The 21,526-nt window shown below is 57.1% G+C and carries 17 protein-coding genes, 1 pseudogene and 1 riboswitch; of the genes and pseudogenes, 16 read left to right on the forward strand and 2 right to left on the reverse strand.

Features of this window, described 5'->3' with window-relative positions:
• Positions 1-28: 28 nt before the first annotated feature.
• Positions 29-523, reverse strand: a pseudogene (locus ABIE53_RS02520) (DUF932 domain-containing protein); the annotation flags it as partial.
• Positions 524-660: 137 nt separating this feature from the next.
• Between ABIE53_RS02520 and ABIE53_RS02525 the strand changes: the two are divergent.
• The 16 genes from ABIE53_RS02525 (at position 661) to ABIE53_RS02600 (ending at position 19,729) form a co-directional block, all read left to right on the forward strand.
• A complete protein-coding gene (locus tag ABIE53_RS02525; RefSeq protein WP_192699973.1) occupies positions 661-963 on the forward strand; it encodes a hypothetical protein in 303 nt (100 codons plus the stop codon).
• 556 nt (positions 964-1,519) lie between these two features.
• Positions 1,520-1,625, forward strand: a riboswitch (SAM-I-IV-variant riboswitch).
• A gap of 28 nt (positions 1,626-1,653) precedes the next feature.
• Entirely contained in the window at positions 1,654-2,082 is a 429-nt protein-coding gene (locus ABIE53_RS02530; protein WP_192699974.1) for a DUF3293 domain-containing protein, read from the forward strand.
• A gap of 239 nt (positions 2,083-2,321) precedes the next feature.
• Positions 2,322-2,675: a hypothetical protein gene (locus tag ABIE53_RS02535; RefSeq protein ID WP_192699975.1), complete on the forward strand. Its 354-nt coding sequence runs from the start codon at positions 2,322-2,324 to the stop codon at positions 2,673-2,675.
• A gap of 130 nt (positions 2,676-2,805) precedes the next feature.
• Positions 2,806-3,303 (forward strand): hypothetical protein, encoded by a 498-nt coding sequence (locus ABIE53_RS02540; RefSeq protein ID WP_192699976.1) that lies wholly within the window; start codon positions 2,806-2,808, stop codon positions 3,301-3,303.
• Positions 3,304-3,345: 42 nt separating this feature from the next.
• On the forward strand, positions 3,346-4,332 hold the full coding sequence (locus ABIE53_RS02545) for an ADP-ribosylglycohydrolase family protein (protein ID WP_376914547.1): 987 nt from the start codon (positions 3,346-3,348) through the stop codon (positions 4,330-4,332).
• Between the two features lie 92 nt (positions 4,333-4,424).
• Positions 4,425-4,904: a YbjN domain-containing protein gene (locus tag ABIE53_RS02550; protein WP_192699977.1), complete on the forward strand. Its 480-nt coding sequence runs from the start codon at positions 4,425-4,427 to the stop codon at positions 4,902-4,904.
• 624 nt (positions 4,905-5,528) lie between these two features.
• Positions 5,529-6,431, forward strand: a complete 903-nt coding sequence (locus tag ABIE53_RS02555) for a helix-turn-helix transcriptional regulator (RefSeq protein WP_192700090.1) — start codon at positions 5,529-5,531, stop codon at positions 6,429-6,431.
• A gap of 8 nt (positions 6,432-6,439) precedes the next feature.
• Positions 6,440-8,920, forward strand: a complete 2,481-nt coding sequence (locus ABIE53_RS02560) for a type I restriction-modification system subunit M (RefSeq protein WP_192699978.1) — start codon at positions 6,440-6,442, stop codon at positions 8,918-8,920.
• Entirely contained in the window at positions 8,911-10,158 is a 1,248-nt protein-coding gene (locus tag ABIE53_RS02565; protein ID WP_192699979.1) for a restriction endonuclease subunit S, read from the forward strand. Before ABIE53_RS02560 ends, ABIE53_RS02565 begins: the two co-directional genes overlap by 10 nt.
• Complete coding sequence (locus tag ABIE53_RS02570) at positions 10,151-13,252, forward strand: type I restriction endonuclease subunit R (RefSeq protein WP_192699980.1); 3,102 nt, start codon at positions 10,151-10,153, stop codon at positions 13,250-13,252. Before ABIE53_RS02565 ends, ABIE53_RS02570 begins: the two co-directional genes overlap by 8 nt.
• On the forward strand, positions 13,252-13,968 hold the full coding sequence (locus ABIE53_RS02575; protein WP_192699981.1) for a M48 family metallopeptidase: 717 nt from the start codon (positions 13,252-13,254) through the stop codon (positions 13,966-13,968). The genes ABIE53_RS02570 and ABIE53_RS02575 overlap by 1 nt, the downstream gene beginning before the upstream one ends.
• Positions 13,969-14,040: 72 nt before the next feature.
• A complete protein-coding gene (locus ABIE53_RS02580) occupies positions 14,041-14,634 on the forward strand; it encodes a patatin-like phospholipase family protein (RefSeq protein ID WP_376914551.1) in 594 nt (197 codons plus the stop codon).
• Positions 14,621-15,070, forward strand: a complete 450-nt coding sequence (locus ABIE53_RS02585) for a M48 family metallopeptidase (RefSeq protein WP_376914553.1) — start codon at positions 14,621-14,623, stop codon at positions 15,068-15,070. Before ABIE53_RS02580 ends, ABIE53_RS02585 begins: the two co-directional genes overlap by 14 nt.
• An 83-nt stretch (positions 15,071-15,153) precedes the next feature.
• Positions 15,154-16,989: an AAA family ATPase gene (locus ABIE53_RS02590; protein ID WP_192699982.1), complete on the forward strand. Its 1,836-nt coding sequence runs from the start codon at positions 15,154-15,156 to the stop codon at positions 16,987-16,989.
• Positions 16,986-18,065, forward strand: a complete 1,080-nt coding sequence (locus ABIE53_RS02595) for a 5-methylcytosine restriction system specificity protein McrC (protein ID WP_376914556.1) — start codon at positions 16,986-16,988, stop codon at positions 18,063-18,065. Before ABIE53_RS02590 ends, ABIE53_RS02595 begins: the two co-directional genes overlap by 4 nt.
• 1,400 nt (positions 18,066-19,465) lie before the next feature.
• The gene (locus ABIE53_RS02600) at positions 19,466-19,729 is read left to right on the forward strand and encodes a PAAR domain-containing protein (RefSeq protein ID WP_114155707.1); all 264 of its coding nucleotides are present in this window, start codon (positions 19,466-19,468) and stop codon (positions 19,727-19,729) included.
• A gap of 562 nt (positions 19,730-20,291) precedes the next feature.
• Here ABIE53_RS02600 and ABIE53_RS02605 read toward each other — a convergent pair.
• Positions 20,292-21,212, reverse strand: coding sequence for a restriction endonuclease (locus ABIE53_RS02605; protein WP_114155708.1), 921 nt, complete (start codon positions 21,210-21,212; stop codon positions 20,292-20,294).
• Positions 21,213-21,526: the final 314 nt, after the last annotated feature.

Raw genomic sequence — 21,526 nt, forward strand, 5'->3', positions numbered from 1 at the left:
GCGCAGCCCGTGGGGCGTCGCGTGGAATGTTGCACACCACACGAACCGACGCGAATTGCGCCGTCGTCGGCATCGAACTGTCGCAGGCGGTGGCGAGCAGCAGGTAGCCGTTGACCGTGTCCTTGCCCTTGAGCGTGACGGACTGACCCGTGCGAGCCAAGGCCCACACCTTTTTGCCGTCCTTGAGCACGCCCGCGGTTTCCAGCTTCAAGCCGCCAACCTCGGTGAGATCCTTGTAGAAGTTCAGGATGTCCATCGGCTGCACGACCTGATAGCGCGATGACACGACCGACAACGGTTCCTTGGTATCCGAGCGATACAGCACGCGCTGTTCGGGGAATGCATGAATCGATCCGAGGTTGCTGGAACCACCGGCGACATAGCGGAGCTCAGCCGATTCGATCTGCCAGTCCATGCCGGCTTGACGGGCCCATGTTTCGATCGGCTGGCGTGGGGAAAGCTGATTGCCAAGCCCATGCCATGGTCGCTCACCGACATAGGCCATCGTTTTGACGAAACGCATGAATAGCTCCTTGTAAACGGCATAAAGCCCGACACGCGGCCGGGTAGATGCAAGAGAAAAGTGAAGGGGACACTGCTGAAGGAAAAAACTACGGATCAGGTAGATGCTTTGGACCGACTGAACGTGTACCCGCAGGCATGGCAACAGAAATTGTCGAGCCCCTTGTCATCGATAACTTCGCCGAAGACGGATCCGGTGGCGCAACCTGTCGTGCCGCCGATGAGGCCGGCGATCACGGCGCCGGCGATGGCTCCGCACACGGCGCCGGCTGGTCCAACCAGTACGCCGACCGCCGCGCCGGTTTCCGCGCCGGACAGGGCGAACGCGACACCGCTGGCTGTTCCGGCGACCGCGCCAATTGCACCGCCAGTCTTGTGGGGGCGATGGCGAGCATCGACAGAATCGGACTGGCATTTCGGGCACGCTGGGATCGAGCGTGATTGGATGCTGGCCCGGGCATGGCTCTGCCGGACGTGTGGCGGGACGAAAGCCGGCTCGAACTGTTGGTCTTCGTCGTGCTCGTGCAGGTACATATCGTCCGGGGCATGCGGCCCGTGAGGATGGAAAAGGCGAGGGTCATGCACGGCTAGTCGCCTCCCGCTGTATCCTGTGGGCATACTGGCGCAGGCCGATCGACGTGAGCACACCGGCGCTGAAGACAAGGCCGAATGCGAGCAGAAATTCAAAAGGGGAAGGGTAGGTAGGCATCACGGCTCCCGGAGAGTTGCGTCTGCACAGGACTGTGCGGGCGGAGCGGCAGGATGCTGCCGTGCTCGGAGCGGTGATATAAGTCTATTTTTTTGAATCGGGACGGGTGACTGATATGCGGCTATGACATCCGGCGCATTTCGAACCCGTTTCGGTCATTCAGTCACACACCTGTCGAATGACCGAGACCCGGACACATGCCTAGCGAGTGGCTGGGCCACCATCTTCCGCAGAAAGATCGTCCCGTACTGTTGACTTGACAGATGGGAGAAGTCTGTAGTTTAATCTGGCCTGCATTCTGAATTGGGTCGACGCCCATGCCAACCTGCCTCCCCGGGCAAGGTGGAACGCGAAAGCGAATGTGGCTCTAACGAGAGCAACCAAGCGGGTAACGCGTCGACCCTCCTTTAACGGAGGGTTTTTTGTTTTCAGGCTCAGAGATTCCTTGCGAAACGATCCAGGCTTACCTGGAGACGGAATACTTCGCTTTTGACGACGCGTCCACGACGTTAAGGGTTGGCGAGATCAATCCGAAGTTGGCCGCGCTGCACAAAGCTCACGACGTCAATTGCAGTGCATTCATCACTGCATGTAATCCCTTTAGCCGGAATTGTAGTGCCGAGTTCAACGCTGCCAGTCAGGAGGCGTTGGCGTGTGAACTGAAGCGACTTGGCTTCACTCCTATCGCCGGTATCGGCAAGCACCAGTCGAACAACTGGCCTGGCGAGGAAAGCTATCTTGTTCCTGGACTCTCGCTTGAAGCCGCAAAGGCACTCGGTGCGCAATACGGTCAGAACGCGATTGTCTGGTCCGCAACCGACGCCACGCCTCAACTCGTGCTATTGCGTTGAGTCGCGGTTGACCTGATCCGGCTTATCTGCCGCGTTTCGGATCTCAGCCGACAGGGCATTGCAAATGCAGCTAACGCGAGGGTCAATCCCGTTTTAGCGCAATTTGGACGGTTTTGTTTCGTTTATGTCGCGGATTTAAAGCACAACTTGCAGCGCGACTCATAAATTCTGCTAAAGCGTCGCCACGCCTCTCTACCCCAAAGGCCGGTGCACGCCGAACCACGGGGATGGAGAGAAAAATGACGCAAGCTCTACTGGGCATTCTGGCCTCCCTGGACAGCCTATTCGAAGGCTTCCAGTTTCAAATCGATACGCCTGAGAATCACGTACTGCTGACGGGACTTCCCGGCACCATCCGTACCGGATCATTCCTGTTCGCCAGACCGCGCGCAGACGTGCGTGAAGCCATTGCAGCACGCTGCACGAATGGCGTCATCGGCGGCTTTCGCGCAATCCGTTCTGCACAATGGATGAAGCAAGGTTTGCTTCCCGTTTATGCCTACGACCCACCTCACATTGCCAGCTTCTTCGCTGCGCTTGTTCCGTATGCCGAACACGAGCGGTTCGTTTGCAAGGCGAGAATCGAACTATGAGAGCGCGTTATTCCAATAACCCCATCGGCAAGCTGCTTCTGAACGTGATCGATGAATCTGGATTGGATCCCAAAGCGTTCCTCTCGGAACTTGGATTCGCAAATTTCTCCAAGGCGGTAGAACGACTTGATTGCTGGAGCGCGGAGAAGGAAACATCCTGCTGCTAGAAAGACTTCAATCTAGCCGGTTTGCCATCGAGGGAAATCTGCTGAAGCAGGCAATGGCCGAAAACGATGTCATGTTACAGCGGGAGCGTGAGGCGGTAGCAAAGCGTGAGGAAGCTGAGGCGAGAAAAGCTTTTCAACCTTACCTCGATGTGATCCCGGAGCTATCACGCCCGACACAGATAACGTCGTTCTGCCTCACGGGCGGTAATCGACGATTTGGGACCCGACTGCCGGACGACATATCGGCATGGCCGTGGGGAAAACAACTCGCCTATCTGAAACAGGTTGTGCCCGAGAACTTTGCGAAACACGACGGACGAACGTATTTCACAGGAAAGATCATTGGCTACCTCTACCGTCCGACGTTTGATAGCGAACCGATCCAGCTAAACGTCACCGGAGATCTCGAACTGCAACGTGAGCCGTTGTCACACGCGGTCTCATATCTCCGGATTCGGTAGATTTGATGTGCCATAAATAAAAATTCGATCGTGGGAGATCAAATGATGGAAAAGAACATTGGGTTCGTAGCATTGTTGCAAGATCACAAGTCCAATGCAGCTATCGGTGGACTCGTCGGCCTGCTAGTCGGTGACGCACTCGGCGTGGGATTCGAGTTCAAGAATCCGAAACAGATTCCTCCGCGTGCAGAGATTGAAATGACCATGCCGGCCACGTTCAGGCGTACGTGGTCCCACGTGCCATCCGGAACGTGGTCGGATGATGGGGCGCAGGCGCTGTGCCTGCTTGCCAGCCTGATTGAACGCGGCAAATTCTCACTAACAGACTTCGCGGACAGGCTGATGCGATGGTTTGATACGGGCTATTTCGCAGTCGACGGCGACGTCTTTGATGTTGGCAGTCAAACCGCCCGCGCCCTGGATCGCCTACGCGATGGCGTGCCAGCGCTTGAATCAGGTGGCGCGTCCGAATGGGATAACGGCAACGGCTCGCTGATGAGAGTGCTGCCGTTGGCGTTGTGGCATGACGGTAACGATTGCGAGCTGGTAAGAAACGCTCATCTGCAATCGATGCCGACACATGCACACCCTCGTTCGTTGGTCGCCTGTGCGTTCTACTGCCTCACCGGACGCGGGTATTTGAAGAAACTATCGGACCCTTGGTCGTGGGCCGATCAGCGTCTCGAAGCAATTTACCAGGACTGGTCAGATCCTCAGGAACGGAAAACGCTTCTTGCAGAACTCGGCGAACTGAGGAGCTTTTCGAAGACGAGCGAAGCACGCGGGACCGGCTACGTGGTTGATACGATCTGGTCGGCACGCAAGGCACTGGAAGAGCAATCGTTCGAAGATGTTACCCGGGCTGCGATTTGCTTCGGGAACGACACAGATACGACGGCCGCAGTCGCATGCGGCCTGGCCGGGATCAAGTTCGGTCTGGATGGCATCCCCGAACGCTGGCTCCAACAGCTTCGAGGGTTTGCCCTTGTCGAACCGTTGATCACACGCTTCATGGATATTCGGGCCTAAGGTTCCGCCTGCGGCACGGCACGACGCCTCAAATCCGTGTCGTCGCTTGCTGGATCGCATCTGTAGAGCGAACTTACCATCAGGAGAAACATTTGCCGAAAATCTTTGCGGAATCCGAGCTCACCATCGAAACCCTTGTCGCCCATATCCGCGATAGCGGCCTGGTGCCGTACAAGGTACAGCCCGATCGCATTTCGCTGCGGACCGAGACCGGTATCGGTTATAGCGTTTTTCTCATCACTGAGCAGAAGTTCATCCGCTTCAGCACGTACCTTCCCTTAAACCGGCTGGCCCCCGCTGATCGGAAGCAAGCACTCGCGCGACGACTGAACGAAGAGGTCTTTTTGCCCGTGTTCGCCTTGGACCGCGATGAAGACCTGACGGTCGCCTATGTGCTGCCTTACACGCATGGCCTGATTGCCGGGAACTTCGTCTCCGTCGTCAACCGATTCGCGTCCGTGCTGGAATTCATAGTTCAGACCTACAACGACGACGGGCTCATCGACTTCGGTGCGCCGGAAGCCGTATCAGCGATGCCCGTGCTTGACGCCGGCGGTGAGCGGTTGCACTGATGGCTCAGCGACGCCGTCAGGCGAACTCGGTAGGGTGGACGTTCGAGTGGGTCCATGTCGTCCCCAGATCGTACGGCTCGTGAGGATGGAGATAGAAACGCGGATCACGCACGGGCCGCCTGCCGCCGGATTCTTGTCGGTGTGGCAGCCGAAGCGCAACGTCCGGAGCGCGCCAAGAAGGAATGCGATCGCGAAGGCGATCAGGTAATCGAGGGGGAAATCGGGATCATCACCTTACTCCGGAGTCGGAATGCGTCAGCACGGAAACGTGCCAACGGAGCGGCATCAGGACCTGGCTCAGGTGGGTGATATAGGTTTAAAGAAATCTGCGATGTGCGAATGGGAAGGTTCCGACTTAACAGGGCGGATAGCAGTTGAAATTTCGACCGGAGAAACGGGTGGTGAAAACACGGAACCGAACCCGCGTCCGCTTACAGAACCCGATAGTAACGCATGGGCCTTGAGGGCGTGGATTCGACGACTCGTCCATTTCGATTGCTTGCTCAGTTACAAGCAGTACCGGATAATGTCATCGATTTGATGATATTGAGCGCCTGCCAATGAGCAATCGGACTCCTGTTTTCGGTCTTACGGCCATCAGATGTGGATGAAGACTGCCTGACCATGCATCTCCAACGCGTCGAGAGCCTGAGCCATGCCCAGCGCGAGCGGATGGCTTATATCGACTTTCGCCTGTACTTCATGGGTGAAATCGGCCGTCCAGACTTGGCGAACCGCTTTGGGGTGGCCCCTGCCGGGGCAACGCGCGATTTGGCGCTGTATCGGGAAATCGCGCCGCAGAACATCGAGTTCGACGGCAGCAACAAGATCTACCGCATCGGTAAGGCTTTCGTCCCGATCTTCGAGCACGCGACGCAGCGTGTCTTGTCGGCGCTTGCTCTTGGGTTTGGCGATGGAGTGAACGTCGACTCGCAGCCGCTGCTGCCCTGCGAGTCCCCTGCGGCGTTGAGCAGCCCTCGGATGGACGTACTGGCTCCGATCTGCCGCGCCATCCATGGCAAGCGCCCGGTGGCGATTCGCTACCACTCGATGAGCAACGGAGAGTCCGAGCGGGTCATCGTCCCGTTCGCCCTGGTCGACACCGGCCTGCGCTGGCACGTTCGGGCCTTTGATCGCAAGAGGGGCGAGTTCCGCGATTTCGTCGTCACGCGCATCGAAGCTCCAACCTTGGTCGATGAAGAACCCAAGGCCAACGAGCGCCCGGACAACGACATTCAGTGGACGCGGATCGTGGAGTTGGATCTAGTAGTGCATCCACGCCTCGCGCGCCCCGAGATCATCAAGATGGACTACGGAATGACCGACGGCTCGATACGCATGCGTGTGCGCGCAGCGGTTGCGGGCTACATGCTGCTGCGCTGGAGCGTTGATGCGTCGCCCGATCACAGTCTTAAAGAAGAACAGTACCGCCTATGGCTCAGCGACCCGCTGGCCTTGTATGGCGTCGAAAACGCAAAGCTCGCGCCCGGCTACCGCGCCCCGGCGAACAGCACAACACGGAAATAGGATCGCAAATGGCCATCAAGAAATCAGACCTTTACTCATCTCTCTGGGCGTCTTGCGATGAACTGCGCGGCGGCATGGATGCCAGCCAGTACAAGGACTACGTCCTGTTCATGCTGTTCATCAAGTACGTCTCGGACAAGTACGGCGACTCTGATGACTTTGCCCCGCCGGTCACCATTCCGCCCGGAGCCAGCTTCAAGGACATGGTTGCCCTGAAGGGCAAGAGCGATATCGGCGACAAGATCAACACACAGGTCATTCAGCCGTTGATCGACACCAACTCTCGCCTTGCACGCAGCGACTTCCCTGATTTCAACGACCCGAACAAGCTCGGTGAAGGTCAGGCGATGGTGGATCGCCTCAGCAACTTGATCGGCATCTTCCAAAAGCCCGAGCTGGATTTCTCAAAGAACCGTGCCGAGAACGACGACATCCTGGGCGATGCTTACGAATACCTGATGCGGCACTTCGCCTCGCAGAGTGGCAAGAGCAAAGGCCAGTTCTACACCCCATCCGAAGTCAGTCGGATCATGGCCAAGGTCGTGGGTATCTCCCCGGCCAATGCAGTGGCCTCGACCACCGCTTATGACCCTACCTGCGGCTCCGGCTCTTTACTGCTCAAGGTTGCGGCAGAGGCTGGTAAGCACATCACGTTGGAGGGGCAGGAAATGGACGTGACCACCGCCGGTCTCGCCCGCATGAACATGATCCTGCACGACTTTCCAACCGCCAACATCCTGCAGGGCAATACGCTGGCTTCGCCGAAATTCAAGGATGGCGAGTCGCTGCGTACCTATGACTACGTCGTCGCCAATCCGCCGTTCTCCGACAAGACCTGGAGTACCGGCCTGATCCCGGTCAGCGATGCGTACCAGCGTTTTGCTTGGGGCGAACCGCCGAAGAAGCAAGGTGACTATGCCTACCTGCTGCACATCATCCGCTCACTCAAAAGCACCGGCAAAGGTGCGTGCATTCTCCCGCATGGCGTCCTCTTCCGGGGTAATGCTGAGGCTGTCATCCGCGAGAAGCTGGTGCGATCCGGCATCCTCAAAGGCATCATCGGCCTGCCGGACAACCTGTTCTATGGCACTGGCATTCCCGCTTGCATCTTGGTGCTCGACAAGGAAAACGCATCTGCCCGCAAAGGCATCTTCATGATCGATGCCTCCAAGGGCTTCATCAAAGATGGCCCCAAGAACCGCCTGCGTGAGCAGGACATTCACAAGATCGTCGATGCCTTCACAAAGTTGGCTGAGCTGCCACGCTACTCGCGCATGGTGCCGCTCACCGAGATCGCAGACCCCAAGAACGACTACAACCTCAACCTGCCGCGCTACATCGATAGCACCGAGCCTGAAGACATCCAGGACATCGATGGCCATCTGCGGGGCGGCATTCCTGAGCGTGACCTCGATGCGTTGGACGACTGCTGGAAGGTCATTCCAGGTGTGCGCAGCGCCCTGTTCGAGTCAGCCGGGCGCGCTGGTTATGCCCAGCTGAAGTTGCCCATCGCCGAGGTGAAGACCACCATCTTTGCGCATCCCGAGTTCACTGCATTCAATCAGGCCGCCACCAAGGTGTTTGTTGACTGGAAGCAGGCCAGCACCCTGCAGCTGAAGGCCTTTGCGCAAAACGGCCACCCAAAGCAATTGATCGAGGCGCTGTCTGAGGATTTGCTTACCCGATTCAAGCCGACGCCCCTGGTCAATGCCTATGACGTGTACCAGCACCTCATGGACTACTGGGCAGAGACGATGCAAGACGACTGCTATTTGATCGCCGACGCAGGCTGGCAGGCGGGTGCCCAGCCGCGCGAGATTCTGCAAGTCAAGAATAAGGACGGCAAGCTGGCTTGGCCCGAAGCGCATGACTATAAGAAAGGTAAGCGCCGCTTCAAATCCGATCTGATTCCAGCACCGATTCTGATCGCCCGTTACTTCATCAGCGAACGCGACGCGATTGAAGCGCTCGAGGCCAAGCTGGCCGATGTCGAGCAGCAACTTCAGGAAATGATGGAAGAAAACAGCGGCGAGGAAGGGCTGCTGGCCGAGGTCATTGAGGGCGAAGGCGACAAGCAGAAGATCACCGCCAAGGCCGTCAAAGCGCGCCTGAAGGAAATCGGCAAAGACCCTGACTACGCAGACGAACGGCAGGCGCTGCAGGACTACGCTGCATTGCTCGACAAGCAAACCGATATCAAGGCCAAGCTGAAATCTGCGCAGGACGACCTTGAGGCCAAGCTGGATGCCAAGTACCCCAAGCTGACCGAGGAAGAGATCAAGAACCTCGTGGTGGACGACAAATGGCTCGCGACTTTGGCCAACGACGTGCAAGGCGAGCTGGATCGAGTTTCTCAGACCCTCACAGGCCGCATCCGCCAGCTTGCAGAGCGGTATGCCACCCCATTGCCGACGCTCACCAAAGAGCTGTCAACGCTTTCGGCCCGTGTTGATGAGCACCTGAAGAAGATGGGGGCTGTATGGAATTGACGACCGGTTACAACCTGACTGAGGCAGGGTTGATTCCGGAGGATTGGGATATCAAGCCGCTTGGTTCAGTACTGAGTAAAGGACGACTCGGAGGCAACTATGCGAATCAGGACGCGGAGGCTGAACTACCGCTGATGAAGATGGGCAATCTTGCTCGTGGAACTTTCGATCTGTCGAAAGTGCAGTTCATCGCGCCAAGAGTTCTTCCGGAACCCTCGCACCGCCTCGTTTACGGCGATGTTTTGTTCAATACTCGGAACACATTGGACCTGGTTGGCAAAGTTGCCATTTGGCGCGACGAAATTCCTGTTGCTTACTACAACTCCAACCTTATGCGGCTGGAGTTCGACGCTGGCCAGGTTTGCTCTAATGAGTACGCAAACTACGCCCTGAACACCGTGGGTGTGATTTCCCGACTTCGCGGACTTGCTACCGGAACGACGAGTGTTGCGGCTATTTATACCCGTGATTTGTTGAAGTTGCCGATCATTGTTCCGCCTCTTTCGGAACAACGCGCCATCGCGAACGCGCTGGGCGATATGGACGCATTGCTTGCCGCACTCGAAAAAAAGATCGCCAAGAAGCGCGACCTGAAGCAAGCGACCATGCAGCAGTTGCTCACTTGCGAAACTCGTCTGCCTGGGTTTAGTGGAGATTGGGATCTGGCAGAGTTTGGCGACGTGGCAACAATTCGTAATGGGAAAGTTTTGTGTTCGTCTACCCCGGAGGGAACGCCCTGCGTGGAGCTTGAATTCATTGGCCAAGCGAATGGAAGGTTAAATGGATTTATTGAAGCCACGGGTGCGTCATCGAAATACAGCTTTAAGAAGGGCGATGTGCTGTTTGGCAGACTTCGTGCCTATCTTAGGAAGTATTGGATGGCCACTTTCGATGGCGTTTGCTCGACCGAGATTTGGCCTTTGATCCCGCGCGATGAACGTCTCGACGGGGGCTATCTTCATTTGTTGGTGCAAATGAATTCCTTTGTTGACGCGGCTTGCGTGTCATACGGAACCCATATGCCGCGCTCAGATTGGTCGGTTTTAAGGAAGTTTTTAGTTCGGCTCCCTTCTGTGTCAGAACAAATTGCCATCAGCGCATCACTCTCCGACATGGATGCTGAGTTGGAGGCATTAGAGAAAAGTCTTGAGAAATTACGCTTGCTGAAACAAGCAATGATGCAGGAGCTACTAACGGGTAGCACACGTCTGATTGCCAAGGAGGAAAGCCATGTCTGAACAAGCCCGCTCTGAGCGCAAGACGCAGAACCGCGTGGGGGTACTGTTTACAGATATGAGTCGCCCGGACTGCCTTGGCTACGACCACCTGGGTGAGTGGAGCAAGCGCGACAACAACCGGCCTATCGAAGCTGACTTCCTGCGCAGCAACCTCAAGAAGCGTGGCTATTCTGATGAGCACATTTCTGCAGCGCTGCAAAAACTCCTGACCGCAGCAGACTCCACCGGGATCACGCTCTATGCGGCCAATCTGCGCACGTATCAGCTGTTGCGCTATGGCGTTCCAGTGCAGATTGCTGCCGGGCAGGCACACGAGACAGTGCATCTCATCGACTGGGAGACGCCCGGCAACAACGACTTTGGCCTGGCCGAAGAGGTCACCTTGCGAGGGGGCTATGAGCGTCGGCCCGATCTGGTGGTGTACATCAACGGCATCGCCGTTGCAGTCATCGAACTGAAACGCAGCTCGGTGGAGGTGGCCGACGGTGTTCGCCAGCTCATCACGAATCAGGAAGAGATTTTCAACAAGGGCTTTTTCAGCACGGTGCAGTTGGTTCTGGCGGGCAGCGATTCGCAGGGGTTGCGTTACGGCACCACCGGCACCCCAGAGAAGTTCTTCGTGGAGTGGAAGGAGCGCAAAGATAAAAGCGCCACCACGTCAGAGCCGCTTGCTGAGGGTGCTTTGCTGGATAAGCCGCTGGCGCAGATGTTTGACAAGGTGCGTCTGCTGGATCTGATCCGCAACTTCATCATCTTCGATGGCGGCCAGAAGAAGGTGCCCCGCGTCCATCAGTACCAGGGCGTGAAAGCCGCCCAGGAGCGGGTGAAGCAGCAGGAAGGCGGTGTGATTTGGCATACCCAAGGCAGCGGCAAGAGCATTCTGATGGTGCTGATTGCCAAGTGGCTGCTGGAGTTTGACCCGCACGCCCGCATCCTGGTCATCACCGACCGCGATGAACTGGACAAGCAGATCGTGGGTGTGATGAAGAATGCTGGCGTGATTGGCGAGGATGCAGCATCGCCGCGCATCACCTCCCGCGCGGAATTGGTCGAAAAGCTGGGGGCGGCCACGCCGCGCCTGATGTGTGCGCTGATCCACAAGTTTGATACGACCGATCTGAAGGGTGAGCCTCCGAAGGTGGTGGGCCGCATCTACGTCTTCGTCGATGAATGTCATCGCACGCAAGGCGGCGACATGAACAAGCAGATGAAGCGTTGGCTGGAGAACGCAATCTTCATCGGCTTCACCGGCACGCCTCTGCTGCGCAAAGACAAGCAGACCACCCGCGAGGTATTCGGCACCTACATCCACACCTACAAGTTCGATGAAGCGGTGGCCGACAAGGTGGTGCTCGACCTGAAATACGAAGCACGTGATGTACCGCAGCGACTGACCTCAAAGAAGGCCATTGATGCTTGGTTCGATCAGAAGACCAAGGGGCTGAACAACTTCCAGCGCTCGGTCCTGCGTAAGCGCTGGGCGACGATGGAAGAGCTGATGAGTGCCGGTGAGCGCAAGCAGCGCATCCTTGCCGACATCATCCACGACTTCGGTGTGCAGCCGCGCCTGAACAATGACCGGGGTACGGCCATCCTTGTGGCAGCCTCCATCTACGACGCCTGCCATTACTTCCGCTTGTTCCAGAACACGTCGTTCGGCAAGTACTGCGGAATCGTTACTTCCTACGAGCCCAATCACAACGCGATCTCGCGCGAGCCCAAGGACAGCGACGAGCGCTACAAGTTCGACACCTACACCCAGCACGTCCTGCAAAAAGACCAGACGACCAAGGACTACGAGGACAAGACCAAGCAGCGCTTCATCGACGAGCCTGCCAACCTGAAGCTGCTGATTGTGGTGAGCAAACTGCTGACCGGTTTCGACGCGCCTTCTTGCACCTACATCTACCTCGACAACGAGCTGCGCGATCACAACCTGTTCCAGGCGATTTGCCGCACCAACCGGCTCGACGGCGACGACAAGGACTATGGCCACATCGTCGATTACAAAGAGCTGTTCGAGCAGGTGCAGGACTCCATCGCCGTTTACACCTCGGACGAGCTGGACATCGACGAAGGTGGCGACGACGGCAACGTCACCGTGAAAAACTGGCTGAAGGAAGGCAAGGCGCAGCTCCATGCGGCCCGCGAGGCGCTGCGCTACCTGTGCGAGCCGGTGGCCATGCCGCGCGAGATGGAGCAGTACCTGCATTATTTCTGCGGTGATGCTAATGACCCGGAAGCGCTGCTGAACACCGAGCCGCTGCGCATCTCGTTCTACAAGTCAGCCGCAGCGTTCCTGCGAGCCTACGCGGCAATTGCCCAGAACCTCGAAGACGCAGGGTATTCAGCGGCTGATATTGCTGCGCTCGAAAAAGAAATCGAGTTCTACAGCGACACGCGCACTGCGATCAAAAAGCACTCAGGTGAAGAGCTGGACATCAAGCCTTACGAGGCGGACATGCGTCACCTCATCAATACCTACATCCAAGCAGACCCGGCACAGGACTTGGGCAACTTGAGCTCACTCTCGCTCACCGAGCTGATCATTGAAACCGGCATTCATGACGCCATTGCCAAAAAGCTGAACCAAAAAGGGAAGCTGTCGAGAAATGCGATTGCGGAAGGCATCATCAACAACGTTCGCAAGACGATCATTCGTGATCAGCTGACTGATCCGAAGTTTTACGACGAGATCTCCAAGCTCCTCGAAGACCTGATCAAGCAAAAGCGCGACGACACCGCTGCCTACGAGAAATTTCTCCAGAAGGCCGAAGAGTTGGTGAAAAAGATGGCGGCAAAGAATACGGGCAGCCATCCCCATGTACTCAACGGCCACTCGGAAGCTATCGCTCTCTTCAACAACTTGGGGAGCATCGTGGCCACAAATTTCGTTTGTCCGGCTGACGACGATGGCAAAGCTACGCTCGCGCTTGAACTCGATCAGGCGATGCGAGAGCAGGCACCGGCAGGCTGGAAAGGCGATGACACCCGGGAGAAGCAGGTGCTCAATGCCCTGTTCCCCATCATGTCTCGTGATCGCGTGGCGACGCAGGCCATTTTTGAAATCATCAAGAACCAACCGGGGTACTGATGAGCGAGACGATCCAACTGGGCGAAATTTCGATAACGGTGACTAGGAAGGACATCAAGAATGTTCACCTCACCGTTCATCCGCCTGATGGACGTGTGACCCTTGCAGCTCCAAGCAACACACGCCTTGAAGTAGCGCGTGCCTACGCGATCTCGAAGTTGGTTTGGATTCGTGAACAGCAGAGAAAGCTGGAGTGCCAGGCGCGGGAAACACCGCGCCAGTTCATCGAACGCGAGAGCCACCATGTTTGGGGGCGGCGCTATTTGATGACGGTCGACTACCAGGATGTGAAGCCATTCGTTACCCTAAGTAATAAGCGGATCACCTTGATTGTTCGTCCTAGCTGCAGCGCAGAAAAGCGCGCAGAGGTGATGCATGAGTGGCACAAGTCGCTGCTGCATGAGGTCGTACCGCCGCTGATTCAAAAGTGGGAGCGCAAACTTAAGGTGAGCGTTTCAGGCTACTTCCTGCAACGAATGAAAACCAAGTGGGGCAGTTGCAATCACGCAGCGGGAAATATACGCCTCAATACGGAGCTGGTGAAAAAGCCGAAGGATCTGCTTGAGTACGTCATCGTGCATGAAATGGCCCATTTGATTGAGCCCACGCACAGTGATCGCTTCATCGCAATCCTTGAAGAGCATTACCCCAGCTGGCGAGAGGCGCGTGCCGAGCTCAATGAGTTGCCGCTGGCGGCAGAGGTTTGGAAGGAATGACTGGATGAGGAAAGGTTTACTCAGTACAGCTGCAAGCGCCTTTGCGAATTTGTCCAAGGAGAATTCGCTGCGATGAAATTGCTCGCAATTGATGGTGGCGGTATTCGTGGTACCTATGCCAGCCATGTCCTTGAACGTATTCAGAGGGAATTCAATACTGTATTCCATAGTGAATTCGATCTGATCGCTGGGACGAGCACTGGTTCCATCATCGCCGCCGCGATTGCATTTGGCATCCCGATTTTAAAGGTGACGGAGCTCTATCGCAAAGAGGGGCCGAGTTATCTTCAGACCGAAGAGATGGACATTCGGGCGGCGCTGTCGCGAAGCCGGGACATTGACCAGACGCTCGGCTCCCAAGACAAGATCGATACCTGGTTCGAAGCCAAAACCAAGAGCTTAAACGACTGGCAGAAAAACGAACCGAAGAAGCAGTGGGGCACGATGCAGAGCACGTGCTTAGTTCGCGCTCGCGCATGGATCGGGTTGTCGAAGACATTATTTACGACTTCAGCACCAAGCCTCGAATATGCCATCACCCGGCTGGACTGGATCAGTCGACAGCAGCGCAAGCTGCTGGCGCAGGAACGGGAGACGGCCCGCGAATACCTGGGACCGGGAGAGCCACTATGTCTGGGGAAAGCGTTACCTGTTGCGTATCGTTGAAACCGATGCCGCACCGACGGTAAAGCTGAAGCATCCGATTCTGGAGCTAGCTTTGCGCCCCGGCAGCGATGTGAGCAAGCGCCGCGAGGCGCTTGAAGCATGGTATCGGGAGCAACTCCCGGTTGCGGTGCCCCCGTTGCTGGAAAAGTGGGAGCCCATGCTGGGCGTCAAGACCCGACGTATCCTCGTTCAGCACATGAAAACGAAGTGGGGAAGCTGTAACCCGGTGACCGGCAATATTCGCCTGAATACGGACCTGGCACGCAAACCATCAGAATGCGTGGAATACATCCTCGTGCATGAGTTGTTGCACCTGATTGAGCCGGCCCATAACGCGCGGTTTCAGTCGTTGATGGATCGGTTCATGCCGCAGTGGCGGCAGATTCGCGACGAGGTGAACCGGTTGCCAGTCCGGCACGAGGACTGGGCTTATTAGTGCGTGGTGATTGCAGTCGCGCCCCCAACGTACGGGGCTGAAGATGGGGGCGCCGATTTAATACGACCATACGGGATTAATTTGTGACGACTGCTGCAGAAGAGAGAAAAAATCGCTTTACGAAATACTTCCCGCTATTGCTGGATGCTTTGCGGTCGGTTGATCCGAATCCAATGCGTCCAGCCGAAGCGATGGCCTGGATTCGAGCGCAGGGTGCCGTTGCTGAGGAGGATCTGGCTCGCCATATTCAAGGAGGTGACCAGTCAATATTCGAAAACGATGTGCATTGGGCTCGTTTCTACCTCGTAAAGGGTGGGCTCATCAGCAATGCAAAACGCGGTGTCTGGGCGCTGACGCCCGAAGGTCGTGGCACCCATTTGACGCCCGACGAGACATGGGATCTATACGTTCGCATCCGCGATGCGAGCCGCCCTGCAAATGCGGCTCCTGAAGATGAGGTTTCCGCCCCTGATCTTGAGGAAGATTCGGACGACAGCAAGGCTTACTGGTTCGTCGGGGCGCTATGGAAGGATGATCAACTCCCACGTTTCCTGAGCGAGGGTATCTGGCAAAACGGATACACGGATCAATTCCTCGATCAGGTTCGCAAGATTCGGCCGGGAGACCAGATTGCTGTCAAGGCGGCCTTTGTTCAGAAGCGGCGCTTACCGTTTGATGTCGGGGGCAAGTCCGTCTCGGCGATGCGAATCAAGGCAACGGGTACCGTGCTGGAAAACCTGGACGATGGTCGCACGGTGCGCGTGGCCTGGGACCCTGCGACCAAGCCACGTGACTGGTTCTTTTACACGTACCGCAACACCATTGCCCAAGTCGATCCCGAAGCAGAGAACGGGCGTCGCCTGATCGAATTTACGTTCAAAGGGGCCTCGCAGGATTACGCATCATTCCTGGCTCAGCCTTACTGGAAAGACAAGTACGGCGATCGCGTCGGCTTTATTGCTGCGCCTAGCGAGATCGAACCGGCTTCCCTTGAGGATGCGGAAGAAGTCACGGAGGAGGCCACCCCGTCCTATACAGTCGATCAGATCATCGCCGATGGGTGTTTTCTGTCGGTCGACGAGCTTGCAACGATATTGGGGCGGTGGCGAACCAAGAAAAACCTGATCCTCCAAGGGCCACCTGGATCGGGCAAGACCTGGCTCGCGAAGCGTCTGGGCTTCGCGCTTGTGGGATCGGATGACCGCGATGCAACGCGCTCCCGTTTGCGGATCGTGCAGTTTCACCCGTCATTGGCGTATGAAGATTTCGTGCGTGGTTGGCGCCCTGCTGGAAACGGTCAACTTGCGTTGGTGGACGGCATCCTCATGCAGGCCATTCAGGCGGCAGAGAGCGAACCCGATCTGCCGTTTGTGCTGGTGATCGAGGAAGTCAACCGAGGAAACCCGGCGCAGATCCTCGGTGAAATGCTGACGTTGCTGGAAGCATCGAAACGCCATCGCTCCGAGGCAATGGAGCTGGCGTACCGCAAGGAGCCGGGCGAGCGGATTCACGTGCCGGACAATCTGTACGTTATCGGCACCATGAATGTTGCGGACCGCTCGCTCGCCATTGTTGATCTGGCGCTTCGGCGCCGGTTTGCCTTCATCGACCTTGCGCCACGGTTTGATGCGCCATGGCGCGCATGGTGCGCCGCGCGCGGTCTTGAAGACGGGCTGATTGCTGAAATCGAACGCCGGATTGTTGATCTGAATGGCAAGATCGAAACGACGGTTTCGCTGGGGCCGCAGTTTCGGATTGGTCATTCGTATCTGACGCCGGATGGCACGGTTGACGACGGTGCAGCCTGGTTCCAGGCCAAGGTCGAAACGGAAATTGGCCCGTTGCTGGATGAGTACTGGTACGACTCGCCAGCAACGGCTCGCGAGGCCAAACAGAAGCTACTCGCGGGGCTGGATTGAACACGTTCGCCGGACAGAATGTCGTTATTGGGAGCCGGAAGATTGGCCGCATTCCGGTGCGTAACCTGTGGCTCCTGATGCTGTATGCCTCGGATCTGATGCGGATCAAGGAAGCATTCAATGCGCTCGTCGAGGACGATCTTGAGGATATTCCCGATCTGATCGCAAAACTGCTGGCTCATGCCGTGGAGCAGCGTTTGCGCCGGAACGTTTCGCGCGGATATCAGCATCGGGCGCAGAACCTCACCCGTGTCCGGGGCCGCATCGATATCTTGAGAACCGAAGCGCAGCAGTTGTTATCCCGAGGCGAGGTGTATTGCCGTTTTGAGGAGCTGACGACCAACACGCCGCGAAACCGTCATGTTCGAGCAGCATTGGACGTGCTGGCGGCTCTCGTGCGTGATCGTGACCTAGGCCGGCGATGTCGCTCCCTTGCGGCGACCCTCGGTCGTTCCGGGGTGATCGGTGCCCGCCCGTCTCGTGCCGAACTGGCGCAAGACCAGATCGGCCGAAATGACCACGATGACCGTCTCATGGTTGAACTGGCGAAATTGGCATTTGATCTGGCTCTTCCGACCGAAGAGGCTGGCCCGACGACACTGGTTTCTCCTGAGCGGGGTGACGTATGGGTACGTCGCCTGTTCGAAAAGGCAGTACTCGGTTTCGCGCGCGTTGAGCTGGAGCCCATCGGGTGGCGTGTCCGTGGTGGCACGCATATGGACTGGCAGACGTCGGCGGCGTCCGATGGGGTTGCCGAGATTCTGCCAGGCATGATCACGGACATCATCATTGATGATCCCGGCGCTGGTCGCAGGCTTGTCATCGACACCAAGTTCACATCGGTTCTCGGTGCTAGCCGTTTTGGGCGGTGCGAGTCTGAAAAGCCAGTATCTGTACCAGATGTACGCGTATTTGCGATCGCAAGAGGGGCTCGGCTTGCTATGGGACCAGGCGTCGGGATTGTTTCTGCACCCAGCAGTCAATGTCCGCATTCGCGAATCAGTCATGATTCAAGGGCATGCCATCTCGTTCGCCACGGTGGACCTTGCGCAGGAAGCGCAAACCATCCGGGCTGAGCTTCGCGACATACTGTCGGGTACTGATCGGCGGCGCTCCAACGAACGTACTAACTAATATCGCAGCCGGCTGCGCGTCCGGCCGGAGTGGGACAGCGCCGCCCAGTGGTTTTCCCCGGGAGAGAACTTAGGCCGGTGAAGGGCTCGCGGTCACGGGAAGCCATCCTTATCTCGGTTTGTCCGAATAGCTTGTGCGGACAGCTCGACCACTGGACCAACTTGACACATTCGTCGGGGAGCGCAGCCCGGACCGTGAAGCACGTTGAAATTTTCGGAATTCCGTTTGTCGCGCGCCTGCGTGAAGTTCGTTGAGCCGAAGATCATTACGTCGTCGGCCACGATGAACGTGTGGCCCATGAGCGGAAAGCTTGCGTGGCATTTCCGCGACAATGGAAGGGCGAGGTTCAGGCGGAGCGTACGGCAAAACGTAGGTAAGTCGCAGAGGAACATGGACGGGGGCATGTTTGGGGGGCATGATCCAGGAATGGTTCCTAGAGTGTCTTTCTGTAGGCTGATTGGCGGATTAGTTAGGTTGTCCTCCTCCCACCAAGTTTTTCTTTAGAAACAACGCACTACGTCTTGCGATGTAGTGCGTTGTTTTGCATTCCGGCGCAGGTTTTTGCACACGGGGTGTGGCAAATTTGTGGCGCTGCGCAGTGATTCGAGATCGCGCAGCTCATTGGTAGAAAACACTTCGTGTCTCTACCGAGATTTCAGTGACCCCACGGGTCAACCTTGCATACATCAGCTAACCAACGCCGCTGTGTGCACAAATGTGACATGGCGCCAACAAGGGGCCAATGTCCATGCAAGCGCTACTCACGGTCGATCAGCTCGCTGAGCATCTACAGAAATCTGTCGCCAGCATCCGTAGCGATGCGACGCGTAATCCTCAGTCCCTTCCGCCGATCTGCCGCCTCCCCAACACGAAGCGCCTTCTTTGGCGCGCTGAAGATGTAGAGAGATGGATTGGTCTACACGTCGCCGCAGCCGACTCTCCGAACGCGACGGCACTGGCGTCACCTGAAAAGCGCCGGCGGGGTCGCCCAACTAAGGCCGAATCAGTAGCGAAGCGCGCGCAGAACGACGTCAGGTGGTGAGTCATGCCGCTCGATGATTTGAGGGGCAGCATTGTCCGCGCTTCCGTGCAGGGGCGAGGACCAAGTAGTGCGGGCGGCGAGTCGGCGCGGCACTCGGTGGATGCACTGGTCGCACGCGTCGCGGAATTGCAGAGGAAGCACCAAGAGCGGGTCGTCCGTGAAAAGCGCAACCAGCTGGTCATACATCGGAGGCCTGATCGATGAGGCCTACAGGGACAACGAAACTCGGGAAGCTGTCACTGGGTTTAGGCAACGCGTCAGGGGATGCCTCGTCTTTTGAAAGGACCAGTGAGGTACAGAATGCGAGGTGTGATACGCATTGGTGACAGTACAAGTCACGGCGGTAAGGTGGTTACTGGCAGCGAAACGTCGCTGGTTATGGGGAGGGGCGTGGCGCGCATAGGCGATAGATGCACCTGCCCGACCAGTGGCCATCGCGACTGCGTGATTGCAGAGGGGGATGAGAATGTGAAGATCAACGGCCGCGCCGTGGCATTTGACGGACACAAGACGTCTTGCGGAGCGACGCTGATTTCGAGTCTGTCGTCGTCGGGGAAGTCATAGTCGACAATTGGCGCCGCGAAGTTGAAGTCATAGAGAGAGGGTCTATCTATGGTTCATGTTCGCTCGTCATGCACGCTGACCATGTTCTCACCGCATGGCGTTGGAACTCGCGATTAGTGGCGACTGCGCGTCGTAGCAATCTGTTTCGATTTCAGATGGAAGCAAACCTTCGGTCGCGTCTAAAAGAGGTATTCGCCTTCCACCGGTAGCTTTCTTGTCCCGCGAAAAGACAATTTCGGCGCGGTCGCATTGATTGGTATCGGTGACCAATCTTCCCCAGGATCAACAGCGCGCCTCGCGCCCCGTTCAGTACAATGACGGGCATTAGAAGCTTCGACAGGAAGAGCGTTGATGGGCAGCCGGCTCGCCCCTTGGGGCGGCGTTTACCTTTCCACGTACTAACTTTGCAATATCGTCATCCGGTTGGTCGCGGTCTCATCGTCGTCGTCTTTATGTCAATAAGCGCTGCGACCGGCACGCGTCGCCCAGGAGGCGTCGTTCGCAGGCGCCGTTATCTAGGCCCCTCAGACCGGGCTCCGCTCAGTACGCTGCCGTTCAACGACTACTCAAAGAATTCTTCGTCGACCCTCTTCAGCTGGATTGTTTCCTCAACGCGACAGCCAACGTTGTACCTGATCATCAGCTTGGCTAGCTGGCGACCATCAATAAGGACGATACGCTTACTGAGGAAATCGGCCGTCTCTCTGGCAGAAGCCGAAAACGCCGAAGTGGTAACAAAAAGTCCCTTTGCCGCCTTGAAACGATCCAGTGATCCAAAGAAATCCCGGATCGCACCCGAGCTGACGTTATTGCCGTCGGAATAGCGCTTGGCCTGTACGTAAATGCGGTCCAAGCCCAAGGCGTCTTGATCGATAACGCCGTCAATCCCGCCGTCGCCGCTCTTGCCTAACGCACGGCCGGCGTCACTTGTGGACCCCCCATAACCCATGGCCAGCAGCAATTGGACTACGAGACGCTCGAAAAACTCCGGCGGCGCCGCAATGACACGGGCGAGCAGATCAAGACTGAGTTCGTCGTCCAACTCACCGTGAGCTTTTCGGATGATTTCGTCCGGCGTCATGCCGCTCGCCTGGACAGCTTCCACCGCCGGCGAGTTTTTTCCGGCGTTGTCGCTACCATTGCTGGCGTCCCGGAACAGTATGAACTCTGGGAATTGTTCCAGAAAGCGAATGTCGATTTTTCCCGGCGGATTGGCCAATACATCACGTCCCCGATCGCTTATCTGGAAGTGGGCGCGCCTGGTCAACTCAACCAGGCCCGCTTTGCCCAAATAGCTCTTGGCCCAATGCACACGGTTAGCGAAGGTCGTCTGCTTTCCGGATGGCAGTAGTTCTGAGCGCTCGTCCTCTGTCAGTTGGAATTTGCCCGCCAACAACTGGACGACATCAGAAATTTTCACCTCGCCCATTTCGGACGAACGTAGGACGGGAAGCATCAATGTCTGAAAATCAGGAATGGCCATTATCGCTAGTCAATTAGTAGAACGGTGCCGATGCTGGCTCTTTGCGGTGCTCCGGAAGATCATACCGCTTACCTCGACCGGTGACTTCCCCACCGAACGTCCGCTCCTGTCAGGGACGCCTCATTGACACTTTGCCATGGTGACGGTCCGTGCCGAGTGCCGTTGGTCGCAGCTTTGCGAGGTTCAAGCTGCCCGTAGTTGAGGTGCAAAGAGAAGGTTCCAACTGATTGGAAGAAATTGCTTGATGTCTCACCGCCGCACAAACCCCGGCAGCCTCAAACTGCCGGGGGTTTTTCTTCACCCGCCCTCGCAAC

Source organism: Paraburkholderia sp. OAS925, assembly GCF_040543975.1.
In the GTDB taxonomy this organism is placed as follows: Bacteria; Pseudomonadota; Gammaproteobacteria; order Burkholderiales; family Burkholderiaceae; genus Paraburkholderia; species Paraburkholderia graminis.